Annotated in this window: 11 protein-coding genes; 8 read left to right on the top strand and 3 right to left on the bottom strand. The window is 71.9% G+C overall.

What is annotated here, in order from left to right; genetic code table 11:
* The first annotated feature begins 1386 nt into the window (after window positions 1–1386).
* Window positions 1387–2067, top strand: coding sequence for a M23 family metallopeptidase (locus ACERZO_RS46365; RefSeq protein WP_372672369.1), 681 nt, complete (start codon window positions 1387–1389; stop codon window positions 2065–2067).
* Window positions 2068–2882: 815 nt separating this feature from the next.
* On the opposite strand, the gene pcrA is transcribed toward ACERZO_RS46365, so the two are convergent.
* Window positions 2883–5300: a DNA helicase PcrA gene (pcrA, locus tag ACERZO_RS46360; RefSeq protein ID WP_372672368.1), complete on the bottom strand. Its 2418-nt coding sequence runs from the start codon at window positions 5298–5300 to the stop codon at window positions 2883–2885.
* Window positions 5301–5553: 253 nt separating this feature from the next.
* On the opposite strand from pcrA, the gene ACERZO_RS46355 reads away from it, so the two are divergent.
* The 7 genes from ACERZO_RS46355 (at window position 5554) to ACERZO_RS46325 (ending at window position 12690) form a co-directional block, all read left to right on the top strand.
* Complete coding sequence (locus ACERZO_RS46355; RefSeq protein WP_372672367.1) at window positions 5554–5970, top strand: DUF1707 SHOCT-like domain-containing protein; 417 nt, start codon at window positions 5554–5556, stop codon at window positions 5968–5970.
* A gap of 161 nt (window positions 5971–6131) precedes the next feature.
* Window positions 6132–6428, top strand: coding sequence for a chorismate mutase (locus ACERZO_RS46350; protein ID WP_372672366.1), 297 nt, complete (start codon window positions 6132–6134; stop codon window positions 6426–6428).
* A gap of 64 nt (window positions 6429–6492) precedes the next feature.
* A complete protein-coding gene (locus tag ACERZO_RS46345) occupies window positions 6493–6807 on the top strand; it encodes a hypothetical protein (RefSeq protein ID WP_364462394.1) in 315 nt (104 codons plus the stop codon).
* Window positions 6808–7141: 334 nt separating this feature from the next.
* Window positions 7142–8617 (top strand): hypothetical protein, encoded by a 1476-nt coding sequence (locus ACERZO_RS46340; RefSeq protein ID WP_372672365.1) that lies wholly within the window; start codon window positions 7142–7144, stop codon window positions 8615–8617.
* Between the two features lie 260 nt (window positions 8618–8877).
* Window positions 8878–9738, top strand: a complete 861-nt coding sequence (locus ACERZO_RS46335) for a hypothetical protein (RefSeq protein WP_372672364.1) — start codon at window positions 8878–8880, stop codon at window positions 9736–9738.
* A 215-nt stretch (window positions 9739–9953) separates the two neighbouring features.
* Window positions 9954–11582: a serine/threonine-protein kinase gene (locus ACERZO_RS46330; protein ID WP_372672363.1), complete on the top strand. Its 1629-nt coding sequence runs from the start codon at window positions 9954–9956 to the stop codon at window positions 11580–11582.
* A 13-nt stretch (window positions 11583–11595) separates the two neighbouring features.
* Window positions 11596–12690 carry a serine/threonine-protein kinase gene (locus ACERZO_RS46325; RefSeq protein ID WP_372672362.1) on the top strand — a complete coding sequence of 365 codons (1095 nt, stop codon included), beginning with the start codon at window positions 11596–11598 and terminating at the stop codon, window positions 12688–12690.
* A 4-nt stretch (window positions 12691–12694) separates the two neighbouring features.
* Here ACERZO_RS46325 and ACERZO_RS46320 read toward each other — a convergent pair whose 3' ends face one another.
* The gene (locus tag ACERZO_RS46320; RefSeq protein ID WP_372672361.1) at window positions 12695–14269 is read right to left on the bottom strand and encodes a prealbumin-like fold domain-containing protein; all 1575 of its coding nucleotides are present in this window, start codon (window positions 14267–14269) and stop codon (window positions 12695–12697) included.
* A 224-nt stretch (window positions 14270–14493) separates the two neighbouring features.
* A complete protein-coding gene (locus tag ACERZO_RS46315) occupies window positions 14494–15396 on the bottom strand; it encodes a LysR family transcriptional regulator (protein WP_372672360.1) in 903 nt (300 codons plus the stop codon).
* Between the last annotated feature and the right edge of the window lie 52 nt (window positions 15397–15448).

Here is a 15448-nt window from a genome sequence, read left to right as displayed (position 1 = left end):
AGTCGGCGCCCGCAGTGCGGCCCGCGGAGGCCGGCTCGTTGCCTGCAGTGCGGGCTGGGGTCGGCTCGGTACCTGCCGGGCCGGGAGTGGCCGCCGAGTCGGCACCTGCTGGGCGGCTTCCAGCGGACGCCGGCCGCGCGCCCGCGGTGCGGGCTGCAGCGGTGGTCGAGTCGGTGCCCGCGGTGGTCGCGCGGTCGGCACCAGCGGCACGGCCCTCGGCGGAGGCCGACTGCTCGCCTGCGGAGCGGGCCGCAGCAGTGGCCGAGTCGGCGCCCGCAGTGCGGCCCGCGGTGGTCGCGGGGTCGGCACCAGCGGCGCGGCCATCGGCGGAGGCCGGCTGCGTGCCTGCAGGGCGGGCCGCGGTGGGGGCCGAGTCGGTGCGATCCGGGGCGGCCTGCACGTCTGGTGGACCTGAGGTTTCGGAGGAGGCCTGCCGGGAAGTCTGTGCGCGAGAGGGCTTCCGCTTGCCGGTGGGACGGGTGGCCGCGGGGTCCTGCGGGGAGGCCGGGGTGCCGGGGGTGTCCCCGGCCGGGGGCTCTGAGCGTGGGGGCATTGCCCGCGACGCTAGCAAGCCCGGGCGGTGAGGGACGTCCCAGCGGGGCGCGAGTCGTCGAGTGGCCTCGGCGAGCGGCGGGTGCGGGGTCGCGGAGGCCTGGCGCATCTAGGCGCCGACCGTCGCCGCGGGCCGCAGGTTGCGGGCGCGAAGTTCTGCGAAGCCGCGTGGCAGGCTGAGTCAAGAGGCGGAAATTCGGACAAATCTGGCGTCGGCGGGCCGCTTACACATGCGAGTCGGTGAACGGTTCGCGTGCGTCGATGAACGGTCGACTTCGGGCATGGCCCGCGTCGTCCAGAGCCGCTTGCTTGAGGGGCGCGAAACCCCACTGAGGCCGATCTACGCGTCGGAGATGCTTAAACATCCCCTGGCAAACCCTTATTCCGACCCTCTCCGCCCCCTCGCCCCTCAGTAGGTCCATAACCGCCCGCAAGACCTGTAAGGCAAGTCACAACCAAAGCAGTAAACCCTCTCTAACTTTGGGTAATTGCCACAGGTGAACGCAAGATCTCGTCCACCCGAACGGCCGACGCCGGGGGCAGATCTTGCTTACAGCGGTGCCCCTTCGTTACTGTCCCCCCGGTCCCCATTACAGTCAGGTCACGAAGTAGGACGACGAGCGAACCACCCCCGAGGTTGGCTCACCGGGTTCCCCCGCCCGCAGTCCTCGACCCGGCTCCCCGACGATGGAAGGCCCTGTCTTGGCTTCACACCGCTCCCCCGGCGGCCAAGCTCCTTCCCCGGCACTGAAGGACGCGCTCGAAGGCGCGGTCGTCCGTGTCCGGGGTGCGCACCGCATCGCCCCGCCCTCTTCGGCCCTTCGCGGCCGTGTCGTGGTTGCCGCTGTTGCGGCTGGTGCGTTCGCCGCCGCCGCTGCGGGCTCGACCCTCAAGACGGTCACCGACTCGAACACCGCCGTCACCCCCCTGGCCAACAGCCAGGACGCCAGCGCGTCGCTCACCGCGGGAGGTGCGGGCACCGGGGGCGCCCCCGAGCTCCTGCCCACCGGGCACGCCGTCGACGCCTCCGCCGAAGCCGCGAAGCTCTCCGACAGCGCCTCTGTCACCCAGGCCCGTGAGCAGCGCGAAGCCGACGCCGCCAAGAAGGCCGCCGAAGAAGCCGCTCGCCCCAAGACCTGCCTCCCGGCCCACGGGACCTTCACCTCGGGCTTCGGTGCCCGGTGGGGCACGAGCCACCTCGGCATCGACATCGCCAACTCGATCGGCACCCCGATCTACGCCGCCTCCGACGGCACCGTGATCGAGGCCGGCCCGGCCAGCGGCTTCGGCCTCTGGGTCCGGATCCAGCTCGACGACGGCACGATCCAGGTCTACGGCCACATGAACAGCTTCTCCGTCAAGGAGGGCCAGAAGGTCAAGTGCGGCCAGCAGATCGCCGAGATCGGCAACCGCGGCCAGAGCACCGGCCCGCACCTGCACTTCGAGGTCTGGCAGAACGGCACGAAGAAGATCGACCCCCGCCCGTGGCTCGCCGCGCGCGGCATCGTGCTCTGATCCACCCCTCGCGGACCTGAGCGGGATTCCCGCCGTAGCACCGTGATCCGCCCCTGAGGGCCGATGACGCCCCTCAGCCGGACGAACGGCCGGCGCACCGCGAAGCACGTCGGCGAACAACGCCAGCCGTGCTGCGACGCCGGGAGCCGACGCTCGCAAGCCGAAGTGGGCGAACCGCCCAATGGTCCAGGTCACCGCGGAGCGCGAACCGACTACGGGCGTAGCCGCACCAGGCCGCCCCGGCACCCGCCGGGTACCCGAGACCACCCTCAACGCCGCCGAAGCCGCCAGAAACGCCCTGAGCGCCCGGAAACGGCTACCGCTGCCCGCCCGGCAACCGCCGGATGAAGTACGCGACCGCGACCTGCCACACCGTGCACAGGTCCGCGCGCCGCCGCACCGGCAGCCAGCCGAAGACCACGCCCTCCCCGGCGCCCCCCGCGGAGCGGACACGCGCGGCACGCGTCGTCCAGCGGCGTCCCCGGCCGCAGGTGACACATCGGCCGTCGGCACCCAGCTCGTGCTGCCTGAGCAGCGCTCGCCAGGCGGCGGCCAGCCGGCACGCCTCCGCTCCCGCACGCGAAGGATTTCCTGAAGCCCCCGAAAGGCCCGGACCCCGATCCGGAACCCTCGACCCCAGGACTCCTCGCAGGTATTTCTGTACCCCTTCGGCCAGCAGGTGAAACAGCACCGCGTCCACACCGGTCTCCCCCTCCGTCGAACTCGTGTTCGATGACGGGGTCAGTTCTACCGGCGGGGTACGACAATTCCGGGGGCGATCGAAGGGATCGCCCCCGGGTTCACTCGGACGGGTGTTACAGCTTCACCATCGGGACGCTGCCGATCAGCATCAGCCGGACCTTGCCGGCCGCGCCGAAGTCGATCGTCGCCGTGGCGCGCGGGCCGACGCCGTCGCACGAGATCACCGTGCCCAGGCCGTACTTGTCGTGGCTGACGCGGTCGCCGACGTCCAGCTTCAGCGCCACCGTGTCCTTCCAGCCCTTGCCGAACGACGGCGTGCCGGAAGACGAAGGCGACGTGGTCCGCCGGCCGCCCCACGTGGTCGCCGCCCGCGGTGTCCCGCCGCCGCGCGAGCCGGAACCGAACCCGAACCCGGCGCTGGACGGCTCCAGCCGCCGCCAGTCGACGAGGTCGCCCGGCAGCTCGTCCAGGAACCGCGAAGCCGGGTTCATCGAAGGCTGGCCCCACGCCGAGCGCGTGATCGCGCGCGAGACGTACAGCCGCTGCCGCGCCCGCGTGATCGCGACGTACGCCAACCGCCGTTCTTCGGCCAGCTCGGTCGGGTCGCCCAGCGCGCGCATGTGCGGGAAAACGCCGTCCTCCCAACCGGTGCAGAACACCACCGGGTACTCCAGGCCCTTCGCGGTGTGCACGGTCATCAGCGTGACCACGCCCGCGCCGCCGTCGCCTTCCTCGCCACCGTCGGGCGAAGGGACCGAGTCGGCGTCCGCGACCAGCGACACGCGCTCGAGGAACGCGGGCAGCGAACCCGGCGCCGGGACCCCGGGTTCCACGACCAGCTCGGCGTTCTCGTCCGCGACGACCTCGGCCGTGATCTCGGTGAACTCGCGCGCGACCGTGACGAGCTCGTCCAGGTTCTCCACGCGCGTGTGGTCCTGCGGGTCGTCGGACTCCTCGAGCTCGACGCGGTAGCCGGTCTTGTCCAGCACGGCTTCGAGGACGTCGTGCACCTCGGCGCCTTCGGAAACCAGCGTGCCCAGCTCGTCGAGCATCGCGACGAACCCCTTGATCGCCTTGACCGAGCGCGGGTTCAGCAGCGCCACCTTGTCTTCGGTGACGTCCCGGAGCGCCGCGGCGAACGAGATCCGCTCGCGCTCGGCGTGCGTCGCCACGACGGCTTCGGCGCGGTCGCCGATGCCGCGCTTGGGCACGTTCAGCACGCGCCGCAGGCTGACCGTGTCGTCCGGGTTCGCCAGCACGCGCAGGTACGCGATCATGTCGCGGACTTCGCGCCGCTCGTAGAACCGCACGCCGCCGACGACCTTGTACGGCAGGCCGAGCCGGATGAAGATCTCTTCGAAGACGCGGGACTGGTTGTTGGTGCGGTAGAAGACGGCGACGTCGGAGTAGTCGGCTTCGCCTTTCTCCGCCAGCGAATCGATTTCGCCCGCGACGAACGCGGCTTCGTCGTGGTCGTTGTCCGCGACGTAGCCGACGATCTTCTCGCCGTCACCCGAATCCGTCCACAGCCGCTTGGCGCGGCGGTTCGGGTTCCGCTCGATCACGGCGTTGGCCGCGGACAGGATCGTCTGCGTGGAACGGTAGTTCTGCTCCAGCAGGATGGTGTGCGCGTTGGGGAAGTCCCGCTCGAACTCTTCGATGTTGCGGATCGTCGCGCCGCGGAAGGCGTAGATCGACTGGTCCGCGTCACCGACGACGACCAGCTCGGCCGGGTCGACGCCCGCCTCGTTCGGCGCGGTCCCGGCGAGTTCGCGCACCAGCGTGTACTGCGCGTGGTTCGTGTCCTGGTACTCGTCGACCAGCACGTGGCGGAACCGCCGCCGGTAGTACTCGGCGACGTCCGGGAACGCCTGCAGCAGCGACACCGTGCGCATGATGAGGTCGTCGAAGTCGAACGCGTTGGCCAGCGACAGCCGCCGCTGGTACTCGACGTAGACCTCGGCGACGCGCCGCTCGAGGTCGTTGGCCGCGTTCGCCGCCGCGGTCTCCGGGTCGGTCAGCTCGTTCTTCAGGTTCGAGATGTGCACGGCGAGCGTGCGGGCCGCGTAGCGCTTCGGGTCGATGTCGAGGTCCCGCGCCACGAGCGTGATGAGCCGCTTGGTGTCGTCGGAGTCGTAGATGGAGAAGTTCGACGACATGTCGAGGGTCTTGGCCTCGCGGCGCAGGATCCGCACGCACATCGAGTGGAACGTCGACACCCACATGGCGTTCGCGCGGCGCCCGACGAGCGCCGCGACGCGCTCGCGCATTTCGGCGGCGGCCTTGTTGGTGAACGTGATCGCCATGATTTCGCCCGGGTGCACGCGGCGTTGCCCGAGCAGGTAGGCGATCCGGCGGGTCAGCACCCGGGTCTTGCCCGATCCCGCGCCCGCCACCACCAGCAGCGGGCCACCGGCGTGGGTGACGGCTTCGCGCTGGGCGGGGTTCAGGTCGTCGAGCAGATCGGCCTGCCCGCCGGAAGCGGGCTTGCGCGCGGGGGTCTCGGCGGGGAGATCGAAGAGGGTGTCCATCGTCTGTCCACGCTACCCCGGGCGGGTGGGAGGGCGGCAGAGCGTGCCGACGCGGCGGGTCCGGCGGTTCGTGGGCGGCGGCGGGCAGCGGTCTTGAATGAGTCATTCAGGTCTCCGGAGGTCCTGAATGACTCATTCAAGACGCTGGGGAGGCCGGAATGCGTTGCCGGGCCTGCTACCGCGCCGGGCGTAGCGGGAGGTGTCGCCTGGCGCCCGACGCGCCGCGGGCCGTCCGCGCGGAGCATCGGTGCACATGGAAGACACCCGCATCCGCGCCGCCGACGCCGATCGTGACCGCGTCGCCGCCACCGTCCAGACCGCCGGCTCCGAAGGCCGGCTCACCCTCGAAGAGGTCGAAGAGCGCCTCACCCGCGTCTACGCCGCCAAGTTCACCGACGAACTGGCCGCGCTCACCACCGACCTGCCGCGGCCCGCGCCGGCGCCGCCCGGTTTCCCGCTCACCCGCGCCGCGCTGCGGCGGCACCCCGCGCTGCGCCTGCACCTCGCCGTCGTGGTGGCGATCGCCGTGCTGGTGGTCGTCCGGTGGGCGGTGCTGGGCGCCGGCTTCTTCTGGCCCGCCTTCCCGATGTTCTGGCTGGCGGTCAGTCTCTTCGTCCATGCCCGGGTGCGCTCGGTCCGGGAGCGCCCCGGCACCGCTGTGCCATACTGAAGCCATGCGGCACCACGCAGAGCGATTTTTCTACGGGACCCGGACTCCGGCTCCCGTGATCGCGTAGTGCCCGAACCGCCATCACGCCAGCCCCGGAGTCCACGGACCCGGGGCTGTCGCCGTCCCAGGGGCCGGATCCGGGTCCCGAGGGAGAGGTCCCGATGAACGCACAAGCGACGAACGCCGACGGCCAGCCCGCCGAGCACACCCCCGCCGGGGACGACATCGCGTCGCTCCGGGAGGAGATCGACTGGCTGGACAAGGAGATCCTGCGGCTGGTGAAGCGCCGGGTCGAGGTGTCCAAGACGATCGGGGCCGCGCGGATGGCCGCCGGCGGGACGCGGATCGTCTACAACCGCGAGATGGACGTGCTCGCGCGCTACCGCGAACTGGGTCCGGAGGGCCGTCAGCTCGCCATGGCGCTGCTGGAGCTGGGCCGGGGGAAGCTCGGCCGGTAACAGTTGGCCGAATTCCGGGTCTTCCCGGAGGCACCGGCGGCCCGGCTACGGGCAGACTGGGGCCATGGACTGGCTCGTGAACCTCATCGCCGTCATCGTCGCGCTCGCGAGCGTGCTGGCCGCGCTGGGCCATGTGGGGTATCTGGCGCTGCTGAACAACGCGGCGGGTAAGCGGGCCGGCGGCGCGCCGGTCGCGCAGTACGTCCGCAGCCGGTGGGCCGTTGCCGGCGGTACCACCGCCGCGTCGCTGTTCGCCTGGTTGCTCACGGCCGGGGGACCGACGCTCGACATCGTGGCGATCCTCGTCGCGGCCGGTAGCGGTGTGGTGGCGACGAAGGCGCTGCAATCCACGCGCGACCGTTACCGCACGGGAGGCTGAATTCCCTGAGCTGGGCCGATGGCGCTGCGTGAAACTCCGCAGCGTCACCCTCGCCCGATCGGTCGCGCCCGACCGAGTGAAACCTGTGCAACTTGCAGGTTTGGACGGGACTTTCTACGCCGGATGCTCCTAGGGTTGACGCCGTGAGGACCCTTGCGTTCGGGTCGGGCGGAGCCCGGAGGACGCGCGGGGGCATTGGCCCCGCGCGCCCGGTCTCGCATGCGCGTGCATTTGCGCAGGATTCGGAACGCGAACCCGCGCGTGAGGATGCTCCGATCGGGTTCTGTTGCCCCCCAACGGCATCAGAGACGAGCCGCCGGGTGGTCGAACCGACATGACCCACGGCACGGAGTTCCACGGACGCGGCGGCGCGCCCGCGCATCCCGGGCGGCACCGGCTCGGCGGCACGGAGAGCTGGACGCCCCCGCTGCCCCCGAACCGCGCGGGACGGCGCCACGCGGCCGGCCAAGCGCCGGTCGACCCGCCCGTGTCCGGGTCGCTCCCCCTCGCGCAGCCGGGCGCGGGTCCCCTGCCGCCGTCGTACTCGAGGTCCGGGACGCTCCCCCGGCCGGCGCCGGGGTCGTTGCCCTACGCGCAGCCGGGCTCCGGGGCGTTCCCCCGGCAGGCGGCGGAGTCGCTTCCCGCCGAGCAGCCGGGCGCGCTCCACCGGCCGATCCCGGCGGCGTTCCCCTACGCGCAGCCGGGCACTCTGCCTCAGCAGGGGTCCGGGTCCGTGTCCCAGCCGGGCGCCCTGGCCCAGCAGGTGTCCGGGTCCCTGCCCGTCGAGCAGCCGGTGTCCGGCACGCTGCCCCAGCCGTCGCTGCCGCAGCCGCGCGACCGGCGGCCCGCGGCCCCGCTCTTCCCCGCTTCGCACGGCGACCTCCCCCTCGACCCCCTCGACGACGAGGCCGAGCCGGTCGCCGAGTCCCGCGCCGACCAGGCCGCGCGGCGCACCCGCGTCTCGCTGGCCTCGCCGCAGCCGCGCCGCGCGGACACCGAAGACGACGACGTCCTCATCTACGCCGCGCCGCCGATCGACGGGCTCGGCGGCTTCACCATCGGCTCGGTGCCCGCGTCCGTGACCCCGCCCAAGACTTGGAAGAAGGCGGCCTGGTTCGCCACCGGCGCGTCCGGTGCCGTGGTCGTCGGGCTGCTCTTCGCCGGGTCCTACATGGTCGGGAAGCCACCGGTGGACCAGGCCGTGCAGGGCGCTTGGCCGGGCTACCAGGGCGCGCCCACCGTCATCGACCCCACCGGCGAGACCGGGCCGACGTCCCGGCAGGGCGGCTCCGCACCGGGCCCGGAGACGTCGTCCCGGCCGGACCAGCCCGCCGGGCGGACCAGCGGCGGTGGCGCCGGCCCCGTCGACGGCACCGTCCCGCCGCCCGCCGACGACAGCAGCGCCGTGCCGGGCACGACCGGGACCACGACGCCGAGCGCGCGGCCGCAGAAGCCCCCCGTCACGCCCGCCCAGCGCGAAACCCCGGTCAAGCCGCCGTGGTGGTACTCCTTCCCGCCGGACGCCCAGACCATGGGCGACAACTCGGAGAAGTTCTTCAACACCGTCACCACCGACCCCGCCGCGGCGGCCGCGGTGACGACCGGCGAGCTGCACGACCAGGGCCCGCAGGCGCTCGCCGACCGCTACGCCGGCATCGCCTACTTCGAGGTCCGCAAGATCAGCATCGACCAGCAGCGCGGCGTCACGGTGAACACCGTCGAGATCACCCACACCGACGGTTCCAAGACGATCGAGGAGCGCACGCTGACGTTCGGGGACGGCGACAAGATCGCGGCTGACGGCCAGTAATCGACCCTGCACGTGCGGTTCGCCCGTTCCGATGCACGTGCGGTGCGCCGAACGGTTACCCCTGGTCCGGGTGGGTGACATATGCTGCCGCTCGTCGTATCGCGACGGCATTCCGGCGACAGAGCCTGGTGATGCCCGTCCGCACAGGGTTACCTGACGACAGCGGATCCGGAACCGGCCACGAGTCGGCCGACCGGACCAACGGAAACCCGGCCGAACGGCCGAGTGGCCGTCCCCGGAACCCCAGAGCGAGGACATTCGTGCTTGATCGGCAGCGCACACGGCGTGAGGTACCCAACGCCGTCCGCGTCGAGGACGTGATCCCGGCCGAGATACTCGACGGCGTCGGCGACGCCGACCGCGACTATCTCGAGCAGGTCTTCCGCGATCCGCAGAAGTTCCTGCCGCCGCGCCCGGAACCCGTCCGCGAGCCGGAGCGGGCCGAGGACGACGGCGATCCCGAGAGCCGGTTCGTCCGCCGTGCCAAGCTGGCCGGGCTCGTCGCCGCCGGTGCGCTCGTCGCCGGCGCGGTGGTCGCCGCGCCGATGCTGACCAGCGCGCACCGCGCCGTCTCCGAAGGCGGCCAGTCCACGCCCGCCGGCTTCAGCGGCGCCGCGGAGCTCGGCGGCCTCGCCGTCCCGCAGCACCAGGCCGGCGGCGGCGCGCCCGAGCAGCCCAGCGCCCCCGCCCAGGGCACGCACTCCGGTGGCGCGCCCTCGGCGTCGGAGTCGACCGGCGGGACCCCGCGGACCGAAGCCGCCGCGGCTCCGGTGCAGGCGGTGCCGGACACGGCCGCCGACGCCCGCAGCGCCGCCCGGAAGATCCAGGCCGTCAAGGACTTCTACGCCGCCATCGCGAAGGACTCGACGGGCGCGCTGGCGCTGCTGAGCCCGACGCTGGCCGACGGCGCGGCCGGCGAGCTGGTGCGCACCTGGAGCTCGATGGACGCCATCGACGTCCAGGAGGCCGACACGCAGATCAAGCCGGACGGCTCGATCCTCGCGGTCGCGACCCTGCACCGGCCCGACGGCGCCCTCGTCCGCGTGACCCAGCTGTTCCGGGTGGCCGACACCGGCGGGCTGATCACCGAAGCCGAGCTCGTCTCGGCCCAGTACATGTAGCCCTCGGCGATCACCCCTTCACCCGTGGTTCAAGTGCCCGTACCGGATTCGTGTGCGCAGAGTGAGCGCCTAGCCTTGTCACGGGCCGGTCTCAGTGAAGCCGGCACACAGCCCACGACATGTGCATACGCTCCAGCGAAGCGGCGTGCGCGTGGCCGCGTCACCAGGCACCGATCCTCACGCCCTGGTGAAGTCGGAGCCCAAAGGGAGGTCGCGTGAGCGACGAGGGTCGTCTGGTCGCCGGTCGGTACCGCATCGTCGGCCGGATCGGCACGGGCGCGATGGGGGCCGTCTGGCAGGCGCACGACGAGGTCCTGGGCCGCACGGTCGCCATCAAGCAGCTGCTCCTGCAGCCGCACCTGGACGAGCACGACGCCGAGGACGCGCGCCAGCGGACGATGCGCGAGGGCCGGATCGCCGCCCGCCTGCACCACCCGAACGCGATCTCCGTGTTCGACGTCGTCACCGACGACAGCGGGCAGCCGTGCCTGATCATGGAGTACCTCAACTCCACCAGCCTGGCCGCCGTGCTGCAGGAACGCCGCACGCTGCCGCCGACCGAGGTGGCGCGCATCGGCGCCCAGGTCGCCGCGGCGCTGCGCGAGGCGCACGCGGTCGGCATCGTGCACCGCGACATCAAGCCGGGCAACATCCTGCTCGCCCCCAACGGCACCGTGAAGATCACCGACTTCGGCATCTCACGCGCCAAGGACGACGTCACGGTCACCAAGACCGGGATGATCGCCGGCACCCCCGCCTACCTGGCCCCCGAGGTCGCGATCGGCGGCGACCCCGGGCCGGAGTCCGACGTCTTCTCGCTTGGCTCGACGCTCTACGCCGCCTGCGAGGGCCAGCCGCCGTTCGGGCTGTCGGAGAACACGCTGAGCCTGCTGCACGCGGTCGCGGCCGGGCAGATCATCCCGCCGCGCCAGTCCGGGCCGCTGGCGAGCGTGCTGGCCGTGCTGCTGCACCCGGACGTCCAGCACCGGCCGACCGCCGAGGAGTGCGAGGAGCTGCTGGCGGCCGTCGCCCGCGGCGAGACGCCGCTCGGCGCCCCGGCGGACGAGACCATGATGGCGCCGGCCGCGGGCGTGCTCGGCGCGGCGGCCGTCGCCGACCCGAACGCCACCCAGATGTTCGACGAGGTCCCGGCGGGCCACTCCGGCAGCCTGCTCGACGGCGGCGCGGCGCCCACGCAGGCCGTGCCGTACTACGACGAGGACGACTACCCCGAGGGCACCGGCTACCCCGAGGACGACTACGACGGGTACGACCGCTACCCCGACGAGCGCCAGCAGTACGTCGGCGGCGTCCCGCCCGGCCTCGCCGCGACCCGCGCGGTGCCGGTGCCCCCGCACGAGCAGGGCGCGTACGCGGACGACCCGTACGACGACTACGAAGACGAGCCGGCCCCGCCGCCCCCGCCGCGGCGCCCGCAGGCCAGCCCGGTCGATGACGACGACGAGAAGCCCGGCGCCTGGAAGCGGCCGGCGATCATCGGCGGCGTCGTGGTCGTGGGCCTGGTCGCGCTCGCCGTGTGGCTGCTGAGCCCGAACAACCCGGAGGCGCCCGCGTCGCCGGTGTCGAGCAGCAAGCCGGCGCCGGTCGCGACGTCGGAGTCGCTGCCGTCGACGACGGAGGAGCCGACCACCACGGTGGATCTGACGTCCCCGTCGGAGACGCCGACGACGTCCTCGCGGCGCACGACTTCGCGGCAGACCGAGCCGCAGCAGACCACGACACCGAAGCCGACTTCTTCGAGGCCGACTACTTCCAGCCCGGAACCGCCGACGAGCAGCGACCCCCCGTCCAGTTCGACCTCGCAGCCGCCGGCTGGTGGATGATCAAGGATTTCGCTTGAGTTCTGAAGGAACCATCGTCGGCGGCCGGTTCCGGCTGGACCAGCCGATCGGCCGTGGCCGCGCGGGCATCGTGTGGCTGGCGTTCGACACGCGGCTGTTCCGCACCGTCGCGATGAAGCGGATGTACCTCCCGGTCGGCGCCGGCGACCGCGCCGAACAGGCGCGCGCGGGCGCCATGCAGGAGGGCAAGGACGCGGCCCGGATCGAGCACCCCAGCGCGATCAAGGTGTTCGACGTGCTGCCCGACGGCCAGGACGTCTGGCTGGTGATGGAGTACATCCCGTCGCGCAGCATGGCGACGTTCCTCGCCGAGCACGGCCGGCTCACCCCCGACCAGGCCGCGCACCTGGGCATCCAGCTCGGCAACGCGCTCATCGCGATCCACGCGGCCGGGTTCGTGCACCGCACGCTCGAGCCGGGCACGGTCCTGCTGGCCGACGACGGCGGCGTCAAGCTCACCGACATCGGCATCAGCGGCGGCGGGCCGCACGCGGCGTACGTGGCACCCGAGGTCGCGCGCGGGCTGCCGCCGACGCCGGCCGCCGACGTCTTCTCGCTCGGCGCGACGCTGTACACGTCCGTGGAGGGCGTGCCGCCGTTCGGGGAGGACGGGCAGTCGTCCGAGCGGCCGGCGCAGAACGCGGGCGTCCTGACCGCCGCGTTGCGCAAGATGCTGCGCGCGGACCCGACGACGCGGCCGACGATGGCCGACACCGTCCGTTCGCTGAACGCGATCACCGAAGGCCGCGAGACGGCGTTCATCCCGCCGACCAACCCCGGGATCCCGCCGCCCCCGCCGCCGCCGTTCAACCCGGGGCTGGCGCCCGCGGCGCCGCCGATGCCGCCGTCGGGACCGCAGTTCCAGCAGCAGATCCCGGTCGCCGCGCCCGGCTACTCCCCGGCGGAGGAGACCCAGCGGATGCAGCCGGTCCCGGCCCCGACGCAGTACGTGCCGGGACCGGGCCCCCAGCCTCAGCCGCAGGCCGGGACGTGGAACCTGCCCGTCTCGAAGAAGACGCTGATCACCGTGGCCGCGATCCTCGCGGCGGTGCTGGTCGGCATCCTCGTCTCGGAGCTGTTCTTCGTCTGACCTCTCAGGGGTCGACCACGATCACGCAGGTGTAGGTGCCCGGCTCCAGGTTCTGCGCGGTGACGGAACCGTCGCCGCCGGTGCCGGTGGACCCGCTCGCGACCGTGCAGTCGATCGTCGACGCGGTCCCGCCGTCGACCTGCGAGTTCACGCTGACTGTGAGGTCGGTGAGCGGCGTGTTGTGGAAGGACACGTTCTCACCGACGTACGGCGTGGCACCGCAGGTGGCGGTGTTGTCGACCGTCACGGACTTGTCGTTGCCGTCGACGTGATAGCCCGCCGGCACGGTCTCGTGCACGGTATAGCTGCCGAAGGTCAGGCCGTCGAAGCAGGCGACGCCGGTGCTGTCGGTCGCCTTGGTGACGCCGTTGACGGTGAAGTTCACCCCGGCGTGCGGGTGGTCGCCCGTGCCGTCGGCGGCGTGCTTGCGCGTCTTGGTCACCTTGACCGCCCCGAGCTGCAGGGTGTTGGTGAAGGTGCAGGTGACCGTTTCGCCGACGCTGACGTCGATGTTGGTCACCGGGCTCCCGTCGTCACAGGTGGCGCTGGTGAGCGTCCAGTTCGCCGGCACCGTCTCGGCGGCGTTGTAGCCGGAGCCCGCGAGGACGTTGCTCGTCGTGTCGGACTCGCCGTTCTTCAGGGAGAACGCCTTGTTCAACGCCGACGGCCCGCCGGTCAGGCTGAACGCGAAGGACGTGCCCGTCGGGTCCGGGGACGGCACGGTCACCTTCTGGATGACGATCTTGCCGCAGTTGGAAATGTTCACCGGGATCGGCGCGATGAAGTCCTTGAGCGCCGCGGTGAACGAGTCCGACGACCGGCTCTTGAGGTAGGCCCGCCCGAAGCCGGAGCAGCTGTTCGCGGGCAGGATCCCGGAGTCGGTCAGGTTGATCGCCGCTTCGCCGAAGGTGCGCGTGGACAACGTCCGCGGCGCGTTCGGCGCGATGGGGTCGGTGACCGGCGCCGAGTTGATCGAGCCTTCGAAGTTGCCGCTCAGCGTGTGCACCTTGTCCCAGCACGGGAGCGCGTTGCTGGCTTCGCAGACCGTCGCCGCGTTGCCCGTGGTGGCCCACAGGTGGTAGCCGAGCACCGGGTTGACGCCGCCCTGGGAGAGGTCGTACTTGATCAGGACGTCGCCCGCGGTGCGGACCGGTGTCACGCCGTTGCCGCTCAGCTGCGTGGACTGGTTGAACTCGAAGTCCATGTTCGTCGTGCCGGTCGGCTCCTGGACCCGTTCCCAGGCCAGGTACAGGAACTCCTTGCCGGCCACGCGTTGGTTCGCGACGTACAGCCGGGTGAGGTCGCTCTTGTTGTTCGGGATCGACCCGTCGACGACGGTCGGGACGGCGGTGTCCTCCTTGGTGCCCTGGCCGAAGGAGTCGTCGGTCTGGCCGGTCGGCTTGTCGAGGCCCTTGGCGAAGTTGGGCGCGTTCACCCAGTCCTGGGTTTCGTCGTTGAGGACGAGGTTGCCGTCGGCGGCGTCGAACGGGCTGCCGGGCAGGTTCGCTTCGGCGGAAGTCAGCACACCGAAGGTGAGGCCGATGGCACCCAGCAGTGCGATGCCGGCACGGCGCCGCACGCGTCTTGTCGTTTTATTGCTCATGGTGGTTTCTCTCTGCCGAAAAGGGAATAACGAAACGCCCTTCCACGGCTGCGCCGAAAGCCGCGGAGTCCACTGATCGCGCACCCACCGTACGCGGCGATCAGGCCCTTGAGCAGGGCCGATTGGCCCTGCTTCGGCAACAAAACGCATTCATTTAACCGACGTAAAACCTTGAAAAGAATGGGACGGCAGTTTTTCAGTCAGGCAACTTTCACCGTCGCCGCGCGCATGGCTTCCAGGAACGTCCGGACGGCCGGCTGTCCCCACGCGCGGGAGGCGACCGCCGCGTGGATCGCGCGGACCGGCTCCGGGTTGCGGATGCGGCGGACGACCACGCCGGGGTGCTGGGCGCCGAGCCCCAGCTCCGGGATGAGGCCGACGCCGATGCCGGCGGCGACGAACCCCTGCGCCGTCTGGTAGTCCTCGGACTCGACCACGACGTTCGGCGCGAACCCGGCGGACGCGCACGCGCTGTCGAGGATGTCGCGGCAGATGCCGGGCAGGCCGTCGACGCCCACCCACGGCTCCTCGGCGAACTCCGTCAGGTCGAGCACGCGCTTGCGGGCCAGCGGGTGGGTCTTCGGCAGCACCGCGCGGTAGGGGTCGTCGAGCAGGTGCACCAGCTCGACCCCCTTGCCGGGCGGCTTCTTGCGCGGGAAGACGGTGATCGCGACGTCGGCGTCGCCCGCTTCGACGTCGGCCATCGGGTCGTCCGGCTCGACCAGCTTGAGGTCGAGGCGGACGCCAGGGTGCTCGCGGCGGACCGCGGCGATGGCGGGCGGGACCAGGGACGCGCCGGCGGTCGCGAAGTAGCGGATGGCGACGCGGCCGGTGCGGCCCTCCTTGAGCTCGGTCAGCGCCGCTTCGGCCTTCGCGAGCTCGGTGCTCAGCTTCTCGGCGTGCTCGGACAGCAGCGAGCCCGCCGGGGTCGCCCGGACGCCGCGGCCGACGCGTTCGAGCAGCTCGGTGCCGGCCTCGCGTTCCAGGGCCGACAGCTGCTGGCTGATCGCGGACGGCGTGTAGCCGAGGTTGCGGGCGGCGGCGGTGATCGACCCGCTGGTGATGACGGCGCGGAGGACCTGCATGCGGCGGACGTCGAGCATGGTCCCGATCGTACAGCTGAGCTTAAGCGTCCCTGCAGTTATTTTCGCTTGT

This window comes from Amycolatopsis kentuckyensis (genome assembly GCF_041679295.1).
GTDB lineage: Bacteria > Actinomycetota > Actinomycetes > Mycobacteriales > Pseudonocardiaceae > Amycolatopsis > Amycolatopsis kentuckyensis_A.
This window is presented reverse-complemented; position numbering and strand designations above follow the sequence as displayed.

Coding starts and splice junctions, on each gene's coding strand:
- pcrA (WP_372672368.1), bottom strand. CDS start 5,300: ATGGACACCCTCTTCGATCTCCCCGCCGAGACCCCCGCGCGCAAGCCC.
- ACERZO_RS46355 (WP_372672367.1), top strand. CDS start 5,554: ATGGAAGACACCCGCATCCGCGCCGCCGACGCCGATCGTGACCGCGTC.
- ACERZO_RS46350 (WP_372672366.1), top strand. CDS start 6,132: ATGAACGCACAAGCGACGAACGCCGACGGCCAGCCCGCCGAGCACACC.
- ACERZO_RS46345 (WP_364462394.1), top strand. CDS start 6,493: ATGGACTGGCTCGTGAACCTCATCGCCGTCATCGTCGCGCTCGCGAGC.
- ACERZO_RS46340 (WP_372672365.1), top strand. CDS start 7,142: ATGACCCACGGCACGGAGTTCCACGGACGCGGCGGCGCGCCCGCGCAT.
- ACERZO_RS46315 (WP_372672360.1), bottom strand. CDS start 15,396: ATGCTCGACGTCCGCCGCATGCAGGTCCTCCGCGCCGTCATCACCAGC.